The 17,348-nt window shown below is 59.3% G+C and carries 18 protein-coding genes; 12 read left to right on the forward strand and 6 right to left on the reverse strand.

Going from position 1 to position 17,348, the window contains the following annotated elements:
* Positions 1–960: a DMT family transporter gene (locus ACMG4N_RS10100; RefSeq protein ID WP_414431529.1), complete on the reverse strand. Its 960-nt coding sequence runs from the start codon at positions 958–960 to the stop codon at positions 1–3.
* Positions 961–1,236: 276 nt separating this feature from the next.
* Between ACMG4N_RS10100 and ACMG4N_RS10105 the strand changes: the two genes are divergently transcribed.
* Both ACMG4N_RS10105 and ACMG4N_RS10110 read left to right on the forward strand, forming a co-directional pair.
* Positions 1,237–1,989, forward strand: a complete 753-nt coding sequence (locus ACMG4N_RS10105) for a zinc-dependent peptidase (RefSeq protein WP_414431530.1) — start codon at positions 1,237–1,239, stop codon at positions 1,987–1,989.
* Positions 1,986–2,294, forward strand: coding sequence for an antibiotic biosynthesis monooxygenase family protein (locus tag ACMG4N_RS10110; protein ID WP_035244699.1), 309 nt, complete (start codon positions 1,986–1,988; stop codon positions 2,292–2,294). The genes ACMG4N_RS10105 and ACMG4N_RS10110 overlap by 4 nt, the downstream gene beginning before the upstream one ends.
* 138 nt (positions 2,295–2,432) lie before the next feature.
* Here the strand turns inward: ACMG4N_RS10110 and minE are convergent, their stop codons facing one another.
* From minE to ACMG4N_RS10130, 4 genes are all read right to left on the reverse strand, one after another.
* Positions 2,433–2,702, reverse strand: coding sequence for a cell division topological specificity factor MinE (gene minE / locus ACMG4N_RS10115; RefSeq protein WP_335625872.1), 270 nt, complete (start codon positions 2,700–2,702; stop codon positions 2,433–2,435).
* Positions 2,703–2,705: 3 nt separating this feature from the next.
* Positions 2,706–3,521 carry a septum site-determining protein MinD gene (gene minD, locus ACMG4N_RS10120; RefSeq protein WP_035244695.1) on the reverse strand — a complete coding sequence of 272 codons (816 nt, stop codon included), beginning with the start codon at positions 3,519–3,521 and terminating at the stop codon, positions 2,706–2,708.
* A gap of 33 nt (positions 3,522–3,554) precedes the next feature.
* Positions 3,555–4,280, reverse strand: a complete 726-nt coding sequence (minC, locus tag ACMG4N_RS10125) for a septum site-determining protein MinC (protein WP_414431531.1) — start codon at positions 4,278–4,280, stop codon at positions 3,555–3,557.
* A 535-nt stretch (positions 4,281–4,815) separates the two neighbouring features.
* A complete protein-coding gene (locus ACMG4N_RS10130) occupies positions 4,816–7,272 on the reverse strand; it encodes an acyl-CoA dehydrogenase (RefSeq protein ID WP_297763179.1) in 2,457 nt (818 codons plus the stop codon).
* Positions 7,273–7,491: 219 nt separating this feature from the next.
* Between ACMG4N_RS10130 and ACMG4N_RS10135 the strand changes: the two genes are divergently transcribed.
* From ACMG4N_RS10135 to ACMG4N_RS10150, 4 genes are all read left to right on the forward strand, one after another.
* Positions 7,492–8,361: a tetratricopeptide repeat protein gene (locus ACMG4N_RS10135; RefSeq protein WP_414431533.1), complete on the forward strand. Its 870-nt coding sequence runs from the start codon at positions 7,492–7,494 to the stop codon at positions 8,359–8,361.
* 352 nt (positions 8,362–8,713) lie between these two features.
* Positions 8,714–9,052, forward strand: coding sequence for a P-II family nitrogen regulator (locus ACMG4N_RS10140; RefSeq protein ID WP_035244689.1), 339 nt, complete (start codon positions 8,714–8,716; stop codon positions 9,050–9,052).
* A 10-nt stretch (positions 9,053–9,062) separates the two neighbouring features.
* A complete protein-coding gene (locus ACMG4N_RS10145) occupies positions 9,063–10,349 on the forward strand; it encodes an ammonium transporter (protein ID WP_297763187.1) in 1,287 nt (428 codons plus the stop codon).
* A gap of 194 nt (positions 10,350–10,543) precedes the next feature.
* Positions 10,544–10,930 carry an SCP2 sterol-binding domain-containing protein gene (locus tag ACMG4N_RS10150; protein WP_035244687.1) on the forward strand — a complete coding sequence of 129 codons (387 nt, stop codon included), beginning with the start codon at positions 10,544–10,546 and terminating at the stop codon, positions 10,928–10,930.
* Between the two features lie 105 nt (positions 10,931–11,035).
* On the opposite strand, the gene ACMG4N_RS10155 is transcribed toward ACMG4N_RS10150, so the two are convergent.
* Positions 11,036–11,587, reverse strand: a complete 552-nt coding sequence (locus ACMG4N_RS10155; RefSeq protein ID WP_414431534.1) for a molybdenum cofactor guanylyltransferase — start codon at positions 11,585–11,587, stop codon at positions 11,036–11,038.
* A 143-nt stretch (positions 11,588–11,730) separates the two neighbouring features.
* Between ACMG4N_RS10155 and ACMG4N_RS10160 the strand changes: the two genes are divergently transcribed.
* The 6 genes from ACMG4N_RS10160 (at position 11,731) to ACMG4N_RS10185 (ending at position 17,287) form a co-directional block, all read left to right on the forward strand.
* On the forward strand, positions 11,731–13,686 hold the full coding sequence (locus ACMG4N_RS10160) for an ATP-dependent DNA helicase (RefSeq protein WP_297763196.1): 1,956 nt from the start codon (positions 11,731–11,733) through the stop codon (positions 13,684–13,686).
* Positions 13,683–14,357: a tRNA (adenosine(37)-N6)-threonylcarbamoyltransferase complex dimerization subunit type 1 TsaB gene (gene tsaB / locus ACMG4N_RS10165; RefSeq protein ID WP_414431536.1), complete on the forward strand. Its 675-nt coding sequence runs from the start codon at positions 13,683–13,685 to the stop codon at positions 14,355–14,357. The genes ACMG4N_RS10160 and tsaB overlap by 4 nt, the downstream gene beginning before the upstream one ends.
* Positions 14,354–14,791 carry an acyl-CoA thioesterase gene (locus ACMG4N_RS10170; RefSeq protein WP_414431538.1) on the forward strand — a complete coding sequence of 146 codons (438 nt, stop codon included), beginning with the start codon at positions 14,354–14,356 and terminating at the stop codon, positions 14,789–14,791. The genes tsaB and ACMG4N_RS10170 overlap by 4 nt, the downstream gene beginning before the upstream one ends.
* Before the next feature lie 107 nt (positions 14,792–14,898).
* Entirely contained in the window at positions 14,899–15,696 is a 798-nt protein-coding gene (locus ACMG4N_RS10175) for an undecaprenyl-diphosphate phosphatase (protein ID WP_414431539.1), read from the forward strand.
* A gap of 4 nt (positions 15,697–15,700) precedes the next feature.
* The gene (locus tag ACMG4N_RS10180) at positions 15,701–16,423 is read left to right on the forward strand and encodes a class I SAM-dependent methyltransferase (protein WP_414431541.1); all 723 of its coding nucleotides are present in this window, start codon (positions 15,701–15,703) and stop codon (positions 16,421–16,423) included.
* Positions 16,424–16,570: 147 nt separating this feature from the next.
* A complete protein-coding gene (locus ACMG4N_RS10185) occupies positions 16,571–17,287 on the forward strand; it encodes an outer membrane beta-barrel protein (protein ID WP_414431543.1) in 717 nt (238 codons plus the stop codon).
* Positions 17,288–17,348 lie beyond the last annotated feature (61 nt).

Consider the following 17,348-nt stretch of genomic DNA (forward strand, 5'->3'; position numbering starts at 1 on the left):
TTAATGGTGAGTGGAAACGCGTGACAGAGCCTGTTTGAGCAGGCTTCTCACTGCCCGCCAGCGATTGACCAGCAGTGACAGGAAAATCAGGGCGCAACCGGCCAGCTGCATCAGCGTCATCTGCTCGCCGAACCAGGCGGCCGCCATCAGGGCGGTCCACATGGGTTCGAGGACCATGATGACAACGCCGTGGCTGTGCAGTGACAGGCTTTGCGCATAGGTTTGCACAAGAAAGCGCAGGGCGGTACCCACGGTGGCGCTGAGGATGACCCAGATTGCCAACTCGAAGGTGGCGTTTGCCGCGGCCTCGCCCCAGGGCTCGAAGAGGGCGGACAGGCTGCCCGTCAGCACACCGACCACCGCCAGCACCACCGTGGTCAGGGCCAGGGCGGGGATGCGCGGGTGCTCAATGGGGTTGCCGTTGCGGTCAGTGGTGGAAATGGTATTGGCGGCCCGGGTGTTAAGGTTGAAATAGAGCGCGAAGATGGTGGCGGCTGCCACGAAGAACAGCTGTCCCGCCTCCAGATGCAGTCCTTGCTCCAGGGACAGCAAGGCCAGGCCCGCAGCCGCCACCGGTAAAGCCAGCCAGGTACTGCCGGGTACTGGTTCGGCAAAGATCAGCCGGGCAATCACGGGTACCAGAACCACGCCCAGGCTGGTGAGAAAGGCTCCTTCGCCCACATGTTCGGCCATGGCCAGCCCCATGACCCAGCAGCTCATGGCGATGCCGAATACGGCGCCTACCCGGACGCAACGGAATAGTTGCCGGGCGCTGAGCCGACGTAGCTGGCGGTGGGCGACCATGGCCAGAAGGCTTGCGGCCAGCAGGAAGCGCAGGGACATGAACAGCAGTGGTGGCATCGCCAACACCGCCTCCCGCGAGAACATCCAGCTGATGGCGGCCAGCAGGGTGACCACCAGAAGCAGCAGATCGGCTTTGTGAGCTTGGCTAACAGGCACTGAACAGGATTCGCTTGGCAAAAGAGCTGGCGATGGTAGCACAGGGCCTGTGCCGGGTAACGACTGTTCAGGCGACATCTATCAGGTCAAAGTGGACACGGATTAGCAAGTTACGAGTCGCAGGTTGAAAGGAGCGAAAGGCATATAACAATGCGGGCTCTGATCTTTTCGCTACTTTCGACTCGTTACTCGCGACTTGAAGATTGCCAAGTACGAGAACGATGGTGATATACCTGGCCGCTCGAACAGGGTGTGGCTTTATGAATTGAGGTAACAATGTTTGCAGCCTGGCGAAACTGGCGTGACACGCGCCGGGTCAAGAAGATGGGGTATACCGAAGCAGAGTGGGATGCGGCGGTGGGCGACTGGCCGGTGTTGCAGCGGTACCAGGGTGACGAACGCGCCCGCCTGCGGGATCTGAGCTTTCGCTTTCTGGCGCGCAAGAGTGTGGCGCCGGGGAACAGCTTCGCCATTACCGACGCCATGTGTCTGCGTATCGCCACTATGGCCTGTGTGCCAATTCTGGAACTGGGGCTGGACTGGTATGACGGCTGGTATACGGTAATTCTCTATGAGGGCGATTTCATTCCCAATCGGCCCTGGCAGACTGAGGATGGCGTGGTGCATGCCAGCAGTCCGGTGCTGGCTGGTGAGGCGTGGCATCAGGGCCCGGTAATACTGTCATGGGAATCGGTGCTTGAAGCCGGGCAGGGCAGTAACGTGGTGATCCACGAGATGAGCCACAAACTCGATATGCGACGCAACGGTGCCAATGGCGCACCGCCGCTGCATCCAGGTATGAATCCGCGCCAGTGGCACGAGACCTTCACGGCGGCCTGGGATCGGCTGTTCGATGATTATGAGCAGCACAGGCCCTTGTCTATTGATCCCTATGCACTGACCGGGCCGGGTGAGTTCTTTGCGGTTTGCAGCGAAGCCTTTTTTGAGGCGCCAGAATCGTTGCACCGGGACTGGCCGGATCTGTACCGGCTGCTGGCGCAGTTTTACCGACAGGGAGAACAGCCATGAAATTTATCTTCGAAGTGCGGGTGAAGCCGGGCTTTACCGTAGAGGAATATGCTCAGGGCTGGGTGGAAGCCAGTGAAATCATTCAGCAGACGCCGGGCGCCCGGGGCACCTACCTGCACCGCAAGATCGGCGAACCGGACAAGGTGCTGGCCATTGCCCACTGGGATAGCAAGGCCCACCGGGATGCCAAGGACGACAGCCGCAGTGAAAAGGTGAAAGCGATCCTGGCCAAGCATGCCAAGGTATGCGAGGTGACGGTGATCGGGGAGTTTGATGAACCGGAATGGCAGGTGCTGCCGGAATAGGCTGGCTGCTGTAGCTCGTCACCCCGCACGTTTACAGCGGCTTTGTTGATGTCACGGATCGCGCAGCAGCGGGACGTTCGTAGATTTTCCGGGGAATGGAAAGAAAAGAGCCGCCCGGCGGCGGCTCCTGGTGCCAGCTCAGTACTGCTGCTGGGCTTCTTCTTCCGGCAGGGTGATGTTCAGCTCGAGAATTTCGCAGCCGGAATCACGATCCACCTGCACATTCACGGCGTCTTCCCCCACGGGAACATACTTGCGTACTACCATCAGCAGCTCTTGCTGCAGCTGCGGCAGATAATCCGGACCGCCACGCGTGGAGCGTTCGCGGGCCACAATGATCTGCAGGCGTTCCTTGGCCACTGATGCGGAGCTCTGCTTCTTGGGAAGCAGGTAACTGAAGATGCTCATCCCTTAGCCTCCAAAAAGACGGCCGAACAGACCTTTCTTGTTAACGTTGACGAAACGATGGGGCAGCTGGTCGCCCAGGAAGCGGGCTACCGCATCGCTGTACGCCTGACCGGCATCGGAATCGATATCCAGAATTACCGGGCTGCCGGCGTTACTGGCGTTCAGTACCGCCTGGGATTCGGGAATCACGCCGAGCAATTCGATGGCGAGAATTTCCTGCACATCCTCCACGGACAGCATCTGGCCGTTCTCCACGCGCTCCGGAGAGTAGCGGGTGAGCAGCAGGCGGGCGGGGATATCCCCGTCACCTTGTTCGGCATGGCGGGTCTTGCTGGCCAGAATGCCGATGATGCGGTCGGAGTCACGCACACTGGAGACTTCCGGGTTGGTCACTACCACGGCTTCGTCGGCGAAGTAGGCGGCCATCAGGGCGCCTTTCTCGATGCCGGCCGGGCTGTCGCAGATGATGTAGTCCATCTTCATGTCATCGCGCAGGGCGTTGAGCACGCCTTCCACACCTTCGGTGGTCAGGGCGTCCTTGTCACGGGTCTGGGACGCGGGAAGGATGAACAGGTTGTCCACCTTCTTGTCCTTGATCAGCGCCTGTTTGATGTTGGCATCGCCACTGATCACGTTCACCAGGTCATAAACCACGCGGCGTTCACAACCCATGATCAGGTCCAGGTTGCGCAGGCCCACATCGAAATCAATGACAGTGGTTTTGAAACCGCGCAGGGCAAGGCCGGTGGCCAGCGCTGCACTGGTGGTGGTTTTGCCGACGCCACCCTTGCCGGATGTCACGACCACAATCTTCGTCACGCTCTTTCTCCTTACCTTCGTCTTTCTGTGGCGCTAGCTCAGCGCGGTAAATTGCATGGCGTCACCTTCCAGGGACAGATAGACAGCCCGGTTGCGGTGCGCTTCGGGCAGATCTTCGGCTACCCGGTAATGGCCGGCAATGGATACCAGTTCGGCATTCAGTTGCTGGCAGAAAATACGTGCGCTGCAGTCCCCGCGGACGCCGGCCAAGGCGCGGCCACGCAGTTTGCTGTAGACATGGATGTTGCCTTCCGCCATCAGCTCGGCGCCGGTGCTCACCGGGGCCAGCACGATCAAATCGCCACGGCTGTAGACCTGCTGGCCGGATCGTACCGGTTGGTCCACCACCAGCGTCTCGATGCGTTGGGTAGCGGTGGGGACTTTTTCTGCTTCTACCTGTGGCGCGGGCTCGCTGCGGCGCGGCACATCGCGGCCACCGGACAGACTCAGAGTACCCAAGCCAAGCATGGCGGCGGTATCGCTATCAATGCCGGTCGTGCGAGCCAGGGCCACCAGGTTCACGCCCAGGCTGCGCAGGGTGTCCACCGCGGCCATCAGGGCTACCGGGTCCACCTCCAGGTCCTGACTCACGTCAATCACCACCGGGGCTTCCTGCAGCCACTGGGCGGCATCTTCCAGCCGTTGGCTGACTTCCTGATGCAGCAGGTTGGCATCCAGGTTTTTCAGTTGCAGGACCGTCATCATCAACATGCGGCCCTTGAACTCGAGAACGGTATTTTCTTCGACGACTGCTGTCATTCCTGACCTGTTGTCCGAGGGGCAATAGGCGCAAGAGATACGCCGGGCCCAGGTGGGGCGTAATTTTGGCAAAGCCTAGACGAAAGCGGCGATCCGTAAAAGCGCCAAAAGGGTGATATGAATGTTAAATCTGCGTGATATGGGGATGACAGCGGAATAACTGCTGAAAAAAACAGCATTTCCCCCGCTGACCCGACTTTGTGGCTTTTTGTGAAAGTGTGCACCGGTTGGCGTTGGAGGGCTCTCCCTACTTGCCAAAAGTCCACGGAGGCTACTGCTACGAAGCCGATGTAGGAGCTATGCTTGCATGGCGAACCGCGCTTGCGCGGATATCGCCCGGAGGGCGATCAGGAATCTCAGAGCTCGACAGGTCTCTCCAGAAACGATGGCGGATAAATGTTGATTTCTGCCGCCTCGCTATGCTCGGTTCGCATGTCGCAGATCCCCCTTGGGGGACAAGCATAGCTCCTACGGGGGCTCGGAGAATGGGGAAGGAAAAGCGGAGGGGCATTTCGGCCCCTCCGCCTGGTTGGGTTTACATCATCGGGCGTTCTGCATGCACGTTGACGTCCTTCAGGTCCATATCGAAGGCGTCGGTGAGCAGGCAGTCGTAGCGCATGGCATCGTATTCGTTCACCGGCTCTACCTGGTCGGCGTCGATGATGCCTTTGCTGGCCGCGTCCTGAAGCTTTTCCAGCACGCTGTTGCCTTCCAGTTGTCCCTTGCCGTCGGCTTTCAGGAACGCCAGGTAGGCCGGCTCCACTTCCAGCAGCTTGTTGAAGGTGGCTTCCACGCGTCCGATGGCATCTTCCGGGTCCTGGGAGATATAGGCCGGTTCTGCCAGTGCATCGCGCACCGAGCTGGGCGCCATGATCATGTCACCCAGAGTGCGGATCTGGTCGTCGCTTGGGGCCTGAGCCTTGCAGGGGCGACCGAACGGGAAGAACAACCCTTTCAACGCATAGCCCACGCCGAAGAAACCGAAGTTGCGGTAGAAGGCATCCAGGGCGTCATGGGCCTTGCTGAACGACCGGCGCAGCGCATAGCTGGCGTGGGCGTCGTTGGCCTCGTCCCGTGGCAGGGTGGCGTGGTATTTGAGAATGGAACAGGCGATCAGCAACTGGCTATGCACATCGCCCAGCCGCGCAGAGAGCAGCTCGCGACGTTTCAGATCGCCACCCAGCAGGGCCAATGCCATATCTGCAGTACTGGAGAGCACCGCACTATAGCGGTTCACCAGCCGATACCAGGGTGCACTGAAGGCGTCCGCATTGCCCGGTGCCTCGGACAGGTAGGGACCGGCAAGCGCCTGCATGATACCGCTACTGATATTGCCCAGGGTGTGGCCGGCATGGGAGAAGAACAGGGCATCGAAATCCTGCAGCCCCTGTTTCTTGTCTTCCGCCTGAATCGCCTGCAATTCGTCATACAGGTACGGATGGCAGCGCATGGCGCCCTGGCCGAAGATCATCAGCGAGCGGGTGAGGATATTCGCCCCTTCCACGGTGATGGCGATTGGCGTGGACTGATAAGGGAGGGCCAGGAAGTTACGCGGACCCAATTGAATGCCGCGCCCGCCGGCGATGTCCATGCCGTGATTAATCAGCTCACGCATCATTTCCGTGGCGTGGTACTTGGCCATGGCGGTAACGACTGATGGTGCGCCGTCTTCCAGTGAACGGGTCACCAGGTGGCGGTAGGCTTCCAGCGTGTAGCCAATGGCGGCCACTTCGGCAGAGGCTTCCTGCACCCCTTCGAACTGGCCCACCGCAGTGTTGAACTGACGACGGATACGAGCGAAGGCACCGGTCATGCGGTAACCGACTTCGCCGCTGGCAGTGGCCAGGGCGGGCAGGGAGACACCGCGACCGGCACCCAGACACTCGATCAGCATGCGCCAGCCACGACCTGCCATGTCCGGTCCGCCAATGATGGTGTCCAGCGGTACGAACACATCCTTACCATTGATGGGGCCGTTCATGAACGGAGAGCCAGGGTAGTGGCGACGGCCGATTTCCACCCCGGGAGTGTCAGCAGGGATCAGCGCACAGGTGATGCCAAGCTCTTCCTTGTCGCCGAGCAGTTTCTCCGGGTCGTAGAGCTTGAAGGCCAGACCTACCACCGTGGCCACCGGGGCCAGGGTGATCCAGCGCTTGGCAAAGTTCAGGCGCATGCCCAGCACTTCCTTGCCGTCAATCTCGCCCTTGCAGATTACGCCGGTATCCGGGATGGCGCCGGCATCGGAGCCCGCTTCCGGGCCGGTGAGGCCGAAGCAGGGGATCTCGTCGCCCTTGGCCAAGCCGGGCAGCCAGCGGTCTTTTTGTTCCTGGGTACCGTATTCGGCCAGTAGTTCACCGGGGCCGAGAGAGTTGGGCACCATGGCGGTGACCGCAGCAGTCAATGAGCGGGTGGCGATCTTGCTCATGATGCGGCTCTGGGCATAGGGAGAAAATGCCTTGCCGCCGTACTCCTTGGGAATGATCAGGCTGAAGAAGCCCTTGTGCTTGAGGAAATCCCAGACTTCCTCAGGCAGGTCTCTCAACTCGTGGAAGATTTTCCACTCATCCAGCATGTCGCACAGTTCCTGGACCTCGTTGTCCACAAACGACTGCTCTTCCTCGGTGAGCGTGGAAAACTGGATATGGGCGAATTTTTCCCAGTCCGGGCGACCGGAAAACAGATCGGTTTCGAACCAGGTGGTACCGGCTTCAATAGCCTCGCGCTCGGTGTCGCCGATGGCTGGCATGACCTTGCCAAGGGCGTTATAGACCGGCTTGGTGATGAACTTTTGGCGCAGGTCGACGTGGTTGAGCAGGGCAACGCCGGCGGCCAGCAGGATCAGTGAAACCGGATGAACCAGCCAGGGGGCCAGGAAGGCGCTCAACAGCCAGACAACCACAAAAACTGCGCTGCCGATGCCGCGACTGATGCGCTGATAGAACAGGGTCATCAGCGTGGCAATTAACACTACAATAGCCAACAGGCTAAGCATGGTGATCTCCTTTGCCGTGAACCCGAGCCCGCCTGGACCCGGGTTGTTTTGAATACAATCCAGCGTACTCACAGGTCATGTACATGGCGTGAAGCCCTGCAGACCTTACTGTTTTGAGTCTAACCCGTGAAAGTGATCAGTTGCACAGGATTTAACCGGATTTAATGGCGGTCATACCTTACAATCGCACCCAGTTTTAAAGCTTTCAGGAGCAAGGCGTTGCAACCGAACAACTACATCATTGAAGCAACTGAACAGAACATTCAGCAAATTCTTGAACAGTCGCGGCAGGTGCCGGTGATTGTGGATTTCTGGGCGAGCTGGTGTCAGCCCTGCCTGCAGATGGCACCGATTCTGGAGCGCCTGGTGAATGAGTACCAGGGCAAGGTGATGCTAGCCAAGGTCAACGCCGATGAGCAGCAGATGCTGGCAAGCCAGTTCGGGGTGCGCAGTCTGCCCAGCCTGAAACTGGTCTATCAGGGGCAATTGGTCAGCGAGCTGGATGGTGCCCAGACGGAGGGGGCGTTGCGCCAGTGGCTGGCTCCTGTGGTGGACCCGGAAGCTGCCGAGCAACAGCAGGAAGAGGGCTTCATTGAGCAGATCCGGATGGCTATTGAGACCGGCCATGGTGACCAGGCAGAAGCGGCACTGCGCCAGACCTTGCAGCAGAGCCCGGACAAGCACGCGATCCGTGCCATGCTGGTGGAATACCTGCTGGGTGATGGGCGTCTGGACGAGGCGCAGTCGCTGCTGGCGGAGGTAACCGAGGATGTGGAGCCATTACGGCCGTTCCGTGCCCGCTTTGCTCTGCTGGAAAAACTGGAAGGCGAGAGCCTCTCTCTGGCAGAGCTCCGTAAACGCATCAGCGATCAGCCCAACCCGGAAGATCTCTATGCCTTTGGCTTGCAGGCAGCGGCGGCCGGCCAGTTTCAGGCGGGCCTGGAGGCGCTGCTGCAACTGCTGAGCGAGCACCGGGATTTCCGCGACGGCATTGCCCGCAGCGCGCTGCTGGAAGTCTTCGAGTGCCTGCCCAAGGGGGACCCGCTTGCCAGCGAATACCGCCGCAAGATGTTCAATTACCTGTATTGATCTGTCGCCACGCCTCCCCCTGGCCGGGCAGGCGTGGCACTTCTCTCCTTGCTGAATCCCCCCCCCCGCACGTCGATGCACTGCGTCTTGCTGGTGCATCTGCATGTCTTTTTTTTCTGGATTCTTCCTCGCTGCATCATCTTGGCATGCCAAAATGCATTAAATGGGTGCGTTTGCGTGGTGCATTAGGTCTATTGTGGTGCATATTTCGGGTGCGCTGCAGCCAAGTGACTGAAATTAAAAAGCAATATTGCTGGCCTGATTCTTGTATGCGCTATGCCGGTGCAAACTTTTCGGCACGTATTGTGTTGGTGCAGCCGCTGGCTGGCTGCACGTGGATCAGGAGACAACCATGAAAATGCTGACAGCGGTGATCAAGCCGTTCAAAGCGGACGAAGTCCGCGATGCGCTGGCCCAGGTTGGGGTGCAGGGCATGACTATTACTGAAGTCAAAGGGTTCGGTCGCCAGAAGGGCCACACGGAGCTGTACCGGGGTGCAGAGTACGTGGTCGATTTCGTGCCCAAGGTAAAACTGGAGCTGGCGGTGCGCGAAGAGGACCTGGATCAGGCCATCGAAGCCATCATGAAGGCCGCGGGTACCGGCAAGATTGGTGACGGCAAGATCTTCGTCAGTGATCTGGAACAGGTAATCCGCATCCGTACCGGTGAAACCGGCAACGAAGCCATTTAAGGGGGCCACGATGAAAAAACTGCTTGCTGTACTGTTGATGTTTCCGTCCCTGGCCCTGGCCGATGGCCTCGACACCGGTGACACCGCCTGGATTCTGACGGCCACTGCGCTGGTGCTGTTCATGACCATTCCAGGCCTGAGCCTGTTCTATGGCGGCCTGGTGCGTAGCAAAAACGTACTCTCCGTGTTGATGCAATGCTTTGCCATTACCTGTGCGGTATCGCTGGTATGGCTGATCTGCGGCTACTCGTTGGCGTTCTCCGATGGCGGCAGCATGAATGCCTGGATCGGTGGTCTCGATCACGCTTTCTTTGCCGGTATCGGCAAGGACACTCTGGAGGGGACGCTGCCGAAAAGCCTGCACGGCCTGTTCCAGATGACGTTTGCCATCATCACTCCGGCGCTGATCGTGGGTGCCTTTGCCGAGCGCATGCGCTTTGGGCCCATGCTGGCGTTTTCCGTGCTCTGGTTGCTGGGTGTGTATGTTCCTGTCTGCCATTGGGTGTGGGGCGGCGGCTGGTTGGCCGACCTGGGCCTGTATGACTTTGCCGGCGGCACCGTGGTGCATATCACTGCCGGTGTGGCGGCGCTGGTTGCGGCGCTGGTACTGGGCGGTCGCAAAGGCTTTCCGGAGCAGGGCATGATGCCCCATAACATGACCATGACGTTGACCGGTGCCGGCATGCTGTGGGTAGGCTGGTTCGGTTTCAACGGTGGTTCTGCACTGGCTGCCGGCGGCGACGCCGCCATGGCCATGTTGGTCACGCACATTTCCGCAGCGGCGGGTTCTCTGGCCTGGATCACCATGGAGTGGAAAAAATTCGGCAAGCCCTCGGCACTGGGCATCGCCACTGGCATGGTAGCGGGTCTGGGTACCATTACCCCGGCGTCCGGTTTCGTCGGGCCGGCGGCAGCACTGGTGATCGGTCTGTCTGCGGGTGTGATCTGTTTCTACTCGGTCATCTTTATCAAGCACAAACTGAAGATCGATGATTCCCTGGACGTGTTCCCGGTGCATGGGGTAGGCGGCATTCTCGGTACCTTGTTTGCCGGTATCTTTGCTTCCACGGAACTGGGCCTGTTCTCCGGTTACGGTTTTGCCAAGCCGGAATTTACCATGCTGGATCAGTTCGGGGTGCAGGCATTGGGCGTGGTCGCCACGTTCGTTTATACCGCTGTGGTGACCTGGGTGTTGCTCAAGCTGATCGGCCTGTTCGCGGAACTGCGTGTGGACAAGGACGAAGAAACCCAGGGGCTGGATATTGCGCTGCACGAAGAGCGTGGTTACGACCTCTGATTACCCCTGCATGACAACCGCAAAAAAGCCCGGCCTTGCGCCGGGTTTTTTGTCCCCGATAGACGCTTGTACGGCTATTGCCACCCCCCGGGCCTTTCTATAAGGTACGGGTAAGTTTCGAACGCTTGTTTGAATGGTGATGCCTGATTACACGGGGTGTCGAAGCCACAACGATAGGTTAAGGAGATATAAGAATGAGCCTGGAATTTTTGTCTGACGAGTGGTTTGCGAAAGTAAAAGAGATCCGTGACGGTGCCGGTGATGTGGAAACCCCGGCTGCCCTGGCAGATCTGGTAATCAACATCACTGTATCCGGCGATGGTGGCGACAAGGAAATGGCGTTGGTCGGTGGCATGATCGAAGAAGGTCATCACGCTGACGCGCCGACTACCATGATCCTGCCGGCTGATCTTGCCAAGCGCATCTTCATTGAAGGCGACCAGTCCGCTGGTATGCAGGGCTTCATGAGCGGCCAGATCCGTATCGAAGGCGACATGAGCAAGCTGATGGCGCTGCAAACCGCCCAGCCTTCTGCTGACCAGGTTGCCCTGATGAAGCAGATCCAGGAAGTGACTGCCTGATCGCCAGGTTTATCGCTTGCTGACAATGCCCGCCTCGTGCGGGCATTGTTGTTTTTGGGGATGCGCTTTCACAAGAAAGCCGGTATCTGCGGGTGGGGCGATCTATCAGCTATCCTTGCCATGCAGGCTGTGATTCAGGTTCTGCAATGGTGTGGCCACGGCTACCGGATGTATGGGCAGTTGATCCAGCCAGCCATAGGCGCTGCGGCCACCGTTATCCAGATAGGTGCGCAGCGACTCCCGCCACTTTTCTGCATGCAATGCGAGACAAAGGGGCTGGCGGCGGATCGGATCCTGGGCGACACAGACATGGTCCGGCCCGGCTTTGTTCAGCAGGTCGCCGGGCAATGAGGCGGGAGGCTGGACCAGATCGCAGGGCAGGCACAGACAGAGCCCCTGGCTGGCATCCAGCGCCGCTTCCAGACCGGCCATTGGCCCCTGAAACCCGTCCCGTTCATCACTGACCACCTGATCGGCCCAATGCCGGTAGGTGGCCTGATTCCGGTTGGCACTGATCACGATACGGGCCGGGGAGGGCGCCAGGTGATCCAGCAGGTGAGCGATCAGCGGCTTGCCGTCCACCTCCAGTAATCCCTTGTCGGCGCCGCCGACCCGTTTTCCCCGGCCGCCGGCGAGAATGATCAGGGTGTAGTCCATGGGGTGCCTCCATTGATGATGGGATGTCTGAGCACAGAAACCATCCGTTGGCGGGTTTTCCGCGTCGCGTGGGAGGTGCTGCTTGTGGCGTCTAATGCTATGCTCTGTCGCTTGCTTCCTTTCTGACATCCTCAGGACATCGTGTGACCAGCGCCCGTAACCATCTTACCGATCTGACGCGCTTTGCGCCGCTTTTGCCGGGCTATCACCCCCGTGAACCGCAACTGGCCATGGCGGATGCAGTGGATGCGGTCATCGGCACCGGCGGGACCTTGATGGTCGAGGCGGAAACCGGCACCGGCAAGACTCTGGCGTACCTGGTGCCGGCCCTGTTGTCAGAGGGGCCAACACTGGTGTCCACAGGCACCAAGAGCCTGCAGGATCAGCTTTTTTTCAAGGATGTGCCGCTGGTCAAGAAGGCTCTGGGGCTGCCGCGCAAGGTGGCCTTGTTGAAAGGGCGCGCCAATTATCTCTGCCCCTACCGGATGACCCTGCATCAGGAAGAGGCCCGTTTTCTGACCCGGGAAACCGCCGAGCAATTGCAGATCGTGGCTCACTGGGCTGGTCGCACGAAAACCGGTGATATCGCCGAGCTGCAACAGATTCCTGAAGACGCGCCGGTATGGCCCTGGGTCACCAGTACCGCCGACAATTGCCTGGGTACCGACTGCCCCAATTACCAGGAATGCCCGCTGATGAAGGCCCGCAAGGAAGCGCAGGAAGCGGACCTGGTGGTGGTCAATCATCATCTGTTCTTTGCCGATGCTGCCCTGCGCGGTAACGGTTCGGCCTCGGAACTGCTGCCCAGTGCCAATACGGTGATCTTCGATGAGGCGCATCAGCTTCCGGAAATCGCTGCCGCCTTTTTCGGCGATACTCTCAGCACACGGCAGGTCCAGGAACTGGGCCGCGACAGTTTGTCCGAAGCCGGACAGACCACGGCCGACCTGGCGCGTCTGAACCAATTGATCGCAGCGGTGGAGAAGGGCTGCCTGGATTTGCGTCTGAGTCTGGGAGACGGCGAGCGCCGCGAGCCCTGGTCCGAAGTGGCGGAGAAAGAGTCTGTCATCGAAGCGGGCGAGACCCTGCTGGACGCCCTGCGTGATCTGGAAATGTTCCTCGGCCCCCTCGCCAAGGCAAGCCGGGGCATGGAAGCCTGTGCCCGCCGTGCCAGTGAGCAGGTAGATTGCCTGGCGGCCTACCTGAAAGGGGAACAGCCCAACCGGGTGTACTGGTTCGAAACCTTCAAACGGACTGTGGTGCTGCATAGCACGCCCCTGTCCGTGGCAGCCCAGCTGCGTGCCCAGCGTGAGCGCCAGCCGTGCAGCTGGGTGCTTACCTCGGCGACCCTGTCTGTGGGCGGGCGCTTTGAGCATATCCAGAAGCGCTTAGGCATGGACGCGGCTACCACCCTGCGGCTGGAAAGCCCGTTCGATTTCAAACGCCAGGCGGTGTTTTATGCCCCTGACGGTCTGCCGGCGCCGAATGACCCGGGCTATACCGCCGCGCTTTGCGATGCCATGGTGCCGGTGATTAATGCCGCCAAGGGCCGCACTTTTTTCCTTTTCACCAGTCACAGAGCATTACGGGAAGCGGCCCAGTTGTTGCGTCCCCGTCTGGATTACCCCTTGCTGGTGCAGGGGGAGTCCGGTCGGCGGGAGTTACTGGACAGTTTCCGGGAAAAAGGCAATGCGGTGCTGTTGGGCACCAGCAGTTTCTGGGAAGGCATTGATGTGCGCGGTGAGGCCCTCAGCTGCGTGATTATTGATAAACTGCCGTTCGGCTCGCCGGGTGACCCGGTGGCGGCGGCACGTATCGAACATATCAATCGCAATGGTGGCAATGCCTTCCGCGATTATCAGCTGCCCCAGGCAGTGCTGGCATTGCGCCAGGGAGCCGGGCGTCTGATTCGTGATCCCAAGGACACCGGCCTGCTGGTGGTGGCGGATCCTCGCTTGCTGACGCGCAGTTACGGAAAGCTCTTTGTAAACAGTCTGCCAAACATGACCCGCACCCGGAAGCTGGACGTGGTACAACGGTTTTTTGATTACCTTGCCCGGCAACAAGAAGGGCAGACAACGGAACAGATAGAATCATGACACGAATTCTGGCTCTGGAAACCGCCGGTGAAACCTGTTCGGTGGCCATCATGGATGGCGACGAGGTGCTTGAACATTTCGAGCAGGCGCCACGGCGTCAAACCGAACGGGTGTTGCCGATGGTGGAGGCACTGCTGGCGCAATCGCAACTGTCGCTTGGCCAGCTGGACGGCATTGCCTTTGGCCATGGTCCCGGTGCCTTTACCGGGGTACGTGTCGCGGCTGCGGTTACTCAGGGCCTGGCCTTTGCGGCGGACTTGCCGGTGATCGGGGTGTCCACTCTGGCGGCCTGTGCACTCAGCGCTCAGGATACGATCCCACACCGGGATGTGGTCGCGGTGTTCGATGCGCGCATGGGTGAGGTCTATCTGGGCGCCTATACTTGTGAGGGTGGCGTTGCCAGAACCGTGTTCGACGACGGGCTGTTTCACCCGGACACCTTGCCCTCTCTGCCGCAAAAAGACTGGCTGATTGTCGGCTCCGGGCTGGTTTATCGTGAGGCCCTTTGCAAGGCCTATGGCGCAAGTCACTGTGAGGTCGACGTGCATCCCCATGCGAAAGCGGTGGCGCAGCTGGCATTATCCGGTTTCCAGCGCGGTCAGGGGGTGAGTGCAGAACTGGCACAGCCGGTCTATCTTCGCGATCAGGTAATTCAGGGAGCAGTACGATGATCAACTGGGACCTTCCCAATGTCCATGAACTGGCGGTGATTGTGCCAGCCGAAGCCATCGATGTGATGGGGCACGTCAACAACACCGAATACCTGCGTTTCATGGAGAAAATTGCCTGGGACCATACCGCCAGCCTCGGGTTGGGTTGGGATCTGTACCAGAAGCTCAACCGGGGCATGGTGGCCCGGCATACCGAAGTGGATTACCTGGCACCGGCCTTTGAAGGCGAGCACCTGAAAATCGGTACCTGGATTGTGGAAAACGACCAGCGCATCAGTATCACACGCCGTTACCAGATCGTTCGCGAATCAGACGGGCGAACTCTGCTGCGCGGCCGTACCCGCTGGGTGTGTGTGGCACTGGATTCCGGCAAGCCCCGTCGCATGCCCCCGGAGTTTTTGCAGGGTTACAAAATCACCGCCACAGAAGAGTAAAACGCTGCGAGTGACGGGACGCGCATTTCGACGCGCCACTCCCGTCTTGATCGTCGCCCCTCGCAACTCGTTCTCGTCACTGACGTACCATTCAACAAGGACATTCCATGGATTGGTTCCAGGCCCTGGTGCTTGCCCTGATACAGGGACTTACCGAGTTTCTTCCCATTTCCAGTTCTGCTCATCTGATTCTGCCATCCCAGGTATTGGGTTGGCCTGATCAGGGGTTGGCCTTTGATGTGGCCGTGCATCTGGGCACCCTGATGGCTGTGATGGCCTACTACCGGCGGGATCTTTTTGCCATGGTTGGCGGTGCCGGCAAAGCGGTGACCCAGCGCACCATGAACGACGATCTGAAACTGGGGCTGCTGGTAGTGCTGGCTACCATTCCCGCGGTGGTGTTCGGCTTTCTTGGTGATGACTGGATTGAACGGGAGTTGCGTTCTGCACTGGTAATTGCCGTTACTACCCTGGTGTTTGGCGCGCTGCTGTGGGCTGCCGATGCCTTCGGCAAGCGTCAGTTCAGTCTTGTAAGACTGGGAGTCATTGGTGCGGTTTTTATCGGTCTGGCTCAGGCCCTGGCACTGATTCCCGGTACCTCGCGAAGCGGTATTACCATCACGGCGGCATTGGCGCTGGGTTACCAGCGCGAGGATGCAGCACGCTTTTCCTTCCTGCTTTCCATTCCTGTCATCCTTGGCGCTGGATTGCTCAAGACAAAGGATCTTGTCGAGCAGCAGGTAGCGGTGGACTGGGGGCTGATGGCCCTGGGCGCGGTGGTCAGTGCGATTACGGCATATCTGACCATCGTATTCTTCATTCGTCTGCTTGAGCGCATCGGCATGTTGCCGTTTGTGGTGTACCGCCTGATCCTTGGTGTTGCGCTGCTGGCGTGGTTGGCCTGATTCCATGGTAGGGGCGGTGCTGGGCCTGTTGCCCGGGTGTCCTGAAGGGCTTCCCGGTACGCCGGTAGAAGAGGCTGACAGAGCTGTGCAACTGGGCCTGCCACTGGTGCTGGGCTGGCACGAAGAGCGCCTCAGCCTGTGGCGACCGCAAGGGCGGGAAACGCCCTTGAGCGTGAGCTTCAATGATGGCAAACAGGGCTACCGGCTGACAGCGGAGCGAGTCCGCCACGAACGATTGATCAAGGCACTGGGAAAAACCCGGGACGACACCTTTACGGTTCTGGATGCTACCGCCGGCCTGGGCCGGGATGCGGCCCTGATTGCCACAGCCGGGTTCCCGGTATTGCTGGCGGAACGCTCGCCGATTCTCCATGCCATGCTCGCTGACGGGCTGCGGCGGGCGCCTGCAGAGCTCGCTGCTGCCATGCAGTTGCTACCCTGCGCCGATGCGGGTGCGCACACCTTGCCACCGCTGCATGCGGTCTATCTTGATCCCATGTTTCCATCACGGGACAAAAGTGCAGCGGTAAAAAAAGACCTGCAATGGCTCCAGCAATTGGCAGCGTATCCGGATCACCGCGAGGAAGCGGCGTTGCTGGAGTGGGCACTTGGACTCAACCCGCATCGGGTAGTGGTGAAACGGCCTGGCAAGGCAGAGTCGCTGGCAAAACGCAGTCCCCATCATCAGATTACCGGCAAGGCTATTCGTTTTGATGTCTATGAGTAGTCTGAATCATCGAGCACTGAACCCTGCCGCGTAACGCTTTCATGAATTGATCATAAAATAGACACAATGATGTCGCTTTGATAGCGTCAAAGGCGCACCTGATGTTCCGGTGTTAAGGAATGACACTTCAAACATGAGGATCCAATCATGAATACCTTCCGTTTGCTTGCGTTGACTGCGGCACTGCCTCTGGTTTTGCCGGTATCGGCCATGGCCGATAACTATCTGCGGTTTGCCTATAGCCTTGCCGATTACGATGAACAGGATATGGATTTTACGGTGGCCGGTCCCCCTGACCAGACACTCAACATCGATGGGTATGACCCGGGGAATGCGGACTATCTGAGCGTAGCCGGAGGTACCTGGCTTTCCCCCAACCTGCGCGCAGAAGTTGCACTGGATTTCTCTCTGGCGTCCAAGGAAGACGATGGCGTTACCGTCAGCTCCGGTGGGGTTTCAGAGGCGGGGACTTTCGAGGCCAAGACCACCAGCCATCTTCTCATGATCAATGGCTACTACCACTTCATGAATGACCGCGGCACCGGAGCCTTTGACCCCTATGTGGGGGCGGGTATCGGCCTTGCCGATAACGAACTGGAGGATATGACCGTTGCCGTTAGTGGCGGCTCTGCAACCATTGAAGACGGTGACAGCACCGAATTTGCCTTCAAATTTGGTGCGGGTGTTGCCTACTGGCTCAGTGATGCAGCCTCCGTGGATTTCTCCATTTTCTATGTGGATGCCGGTACCGTGGAGAGTGGTGATACGGCCAATGGGGTTGGTGGCGCGGTGGCACTGTCCCGGGAACTGGAAATGGATCTGCAGAGCATCAACTACAGCCTGGGTGCTTCCATTGCCATCTAGCGGTTAGCGGTGTTGCCAGGAAATAAAAATACCCGCCAAATGGCGGGTATTTTTTGTCGGC

Source organism: Alcanivorax sp. IL2 (genome assembly GCF_047495475.1).
Classification (GTDB): Bacteria; Pseudomonadota; Gammaproteobacteria; order Pseudomonadales; family Alcanivoracaceae; genus Alcanivorax.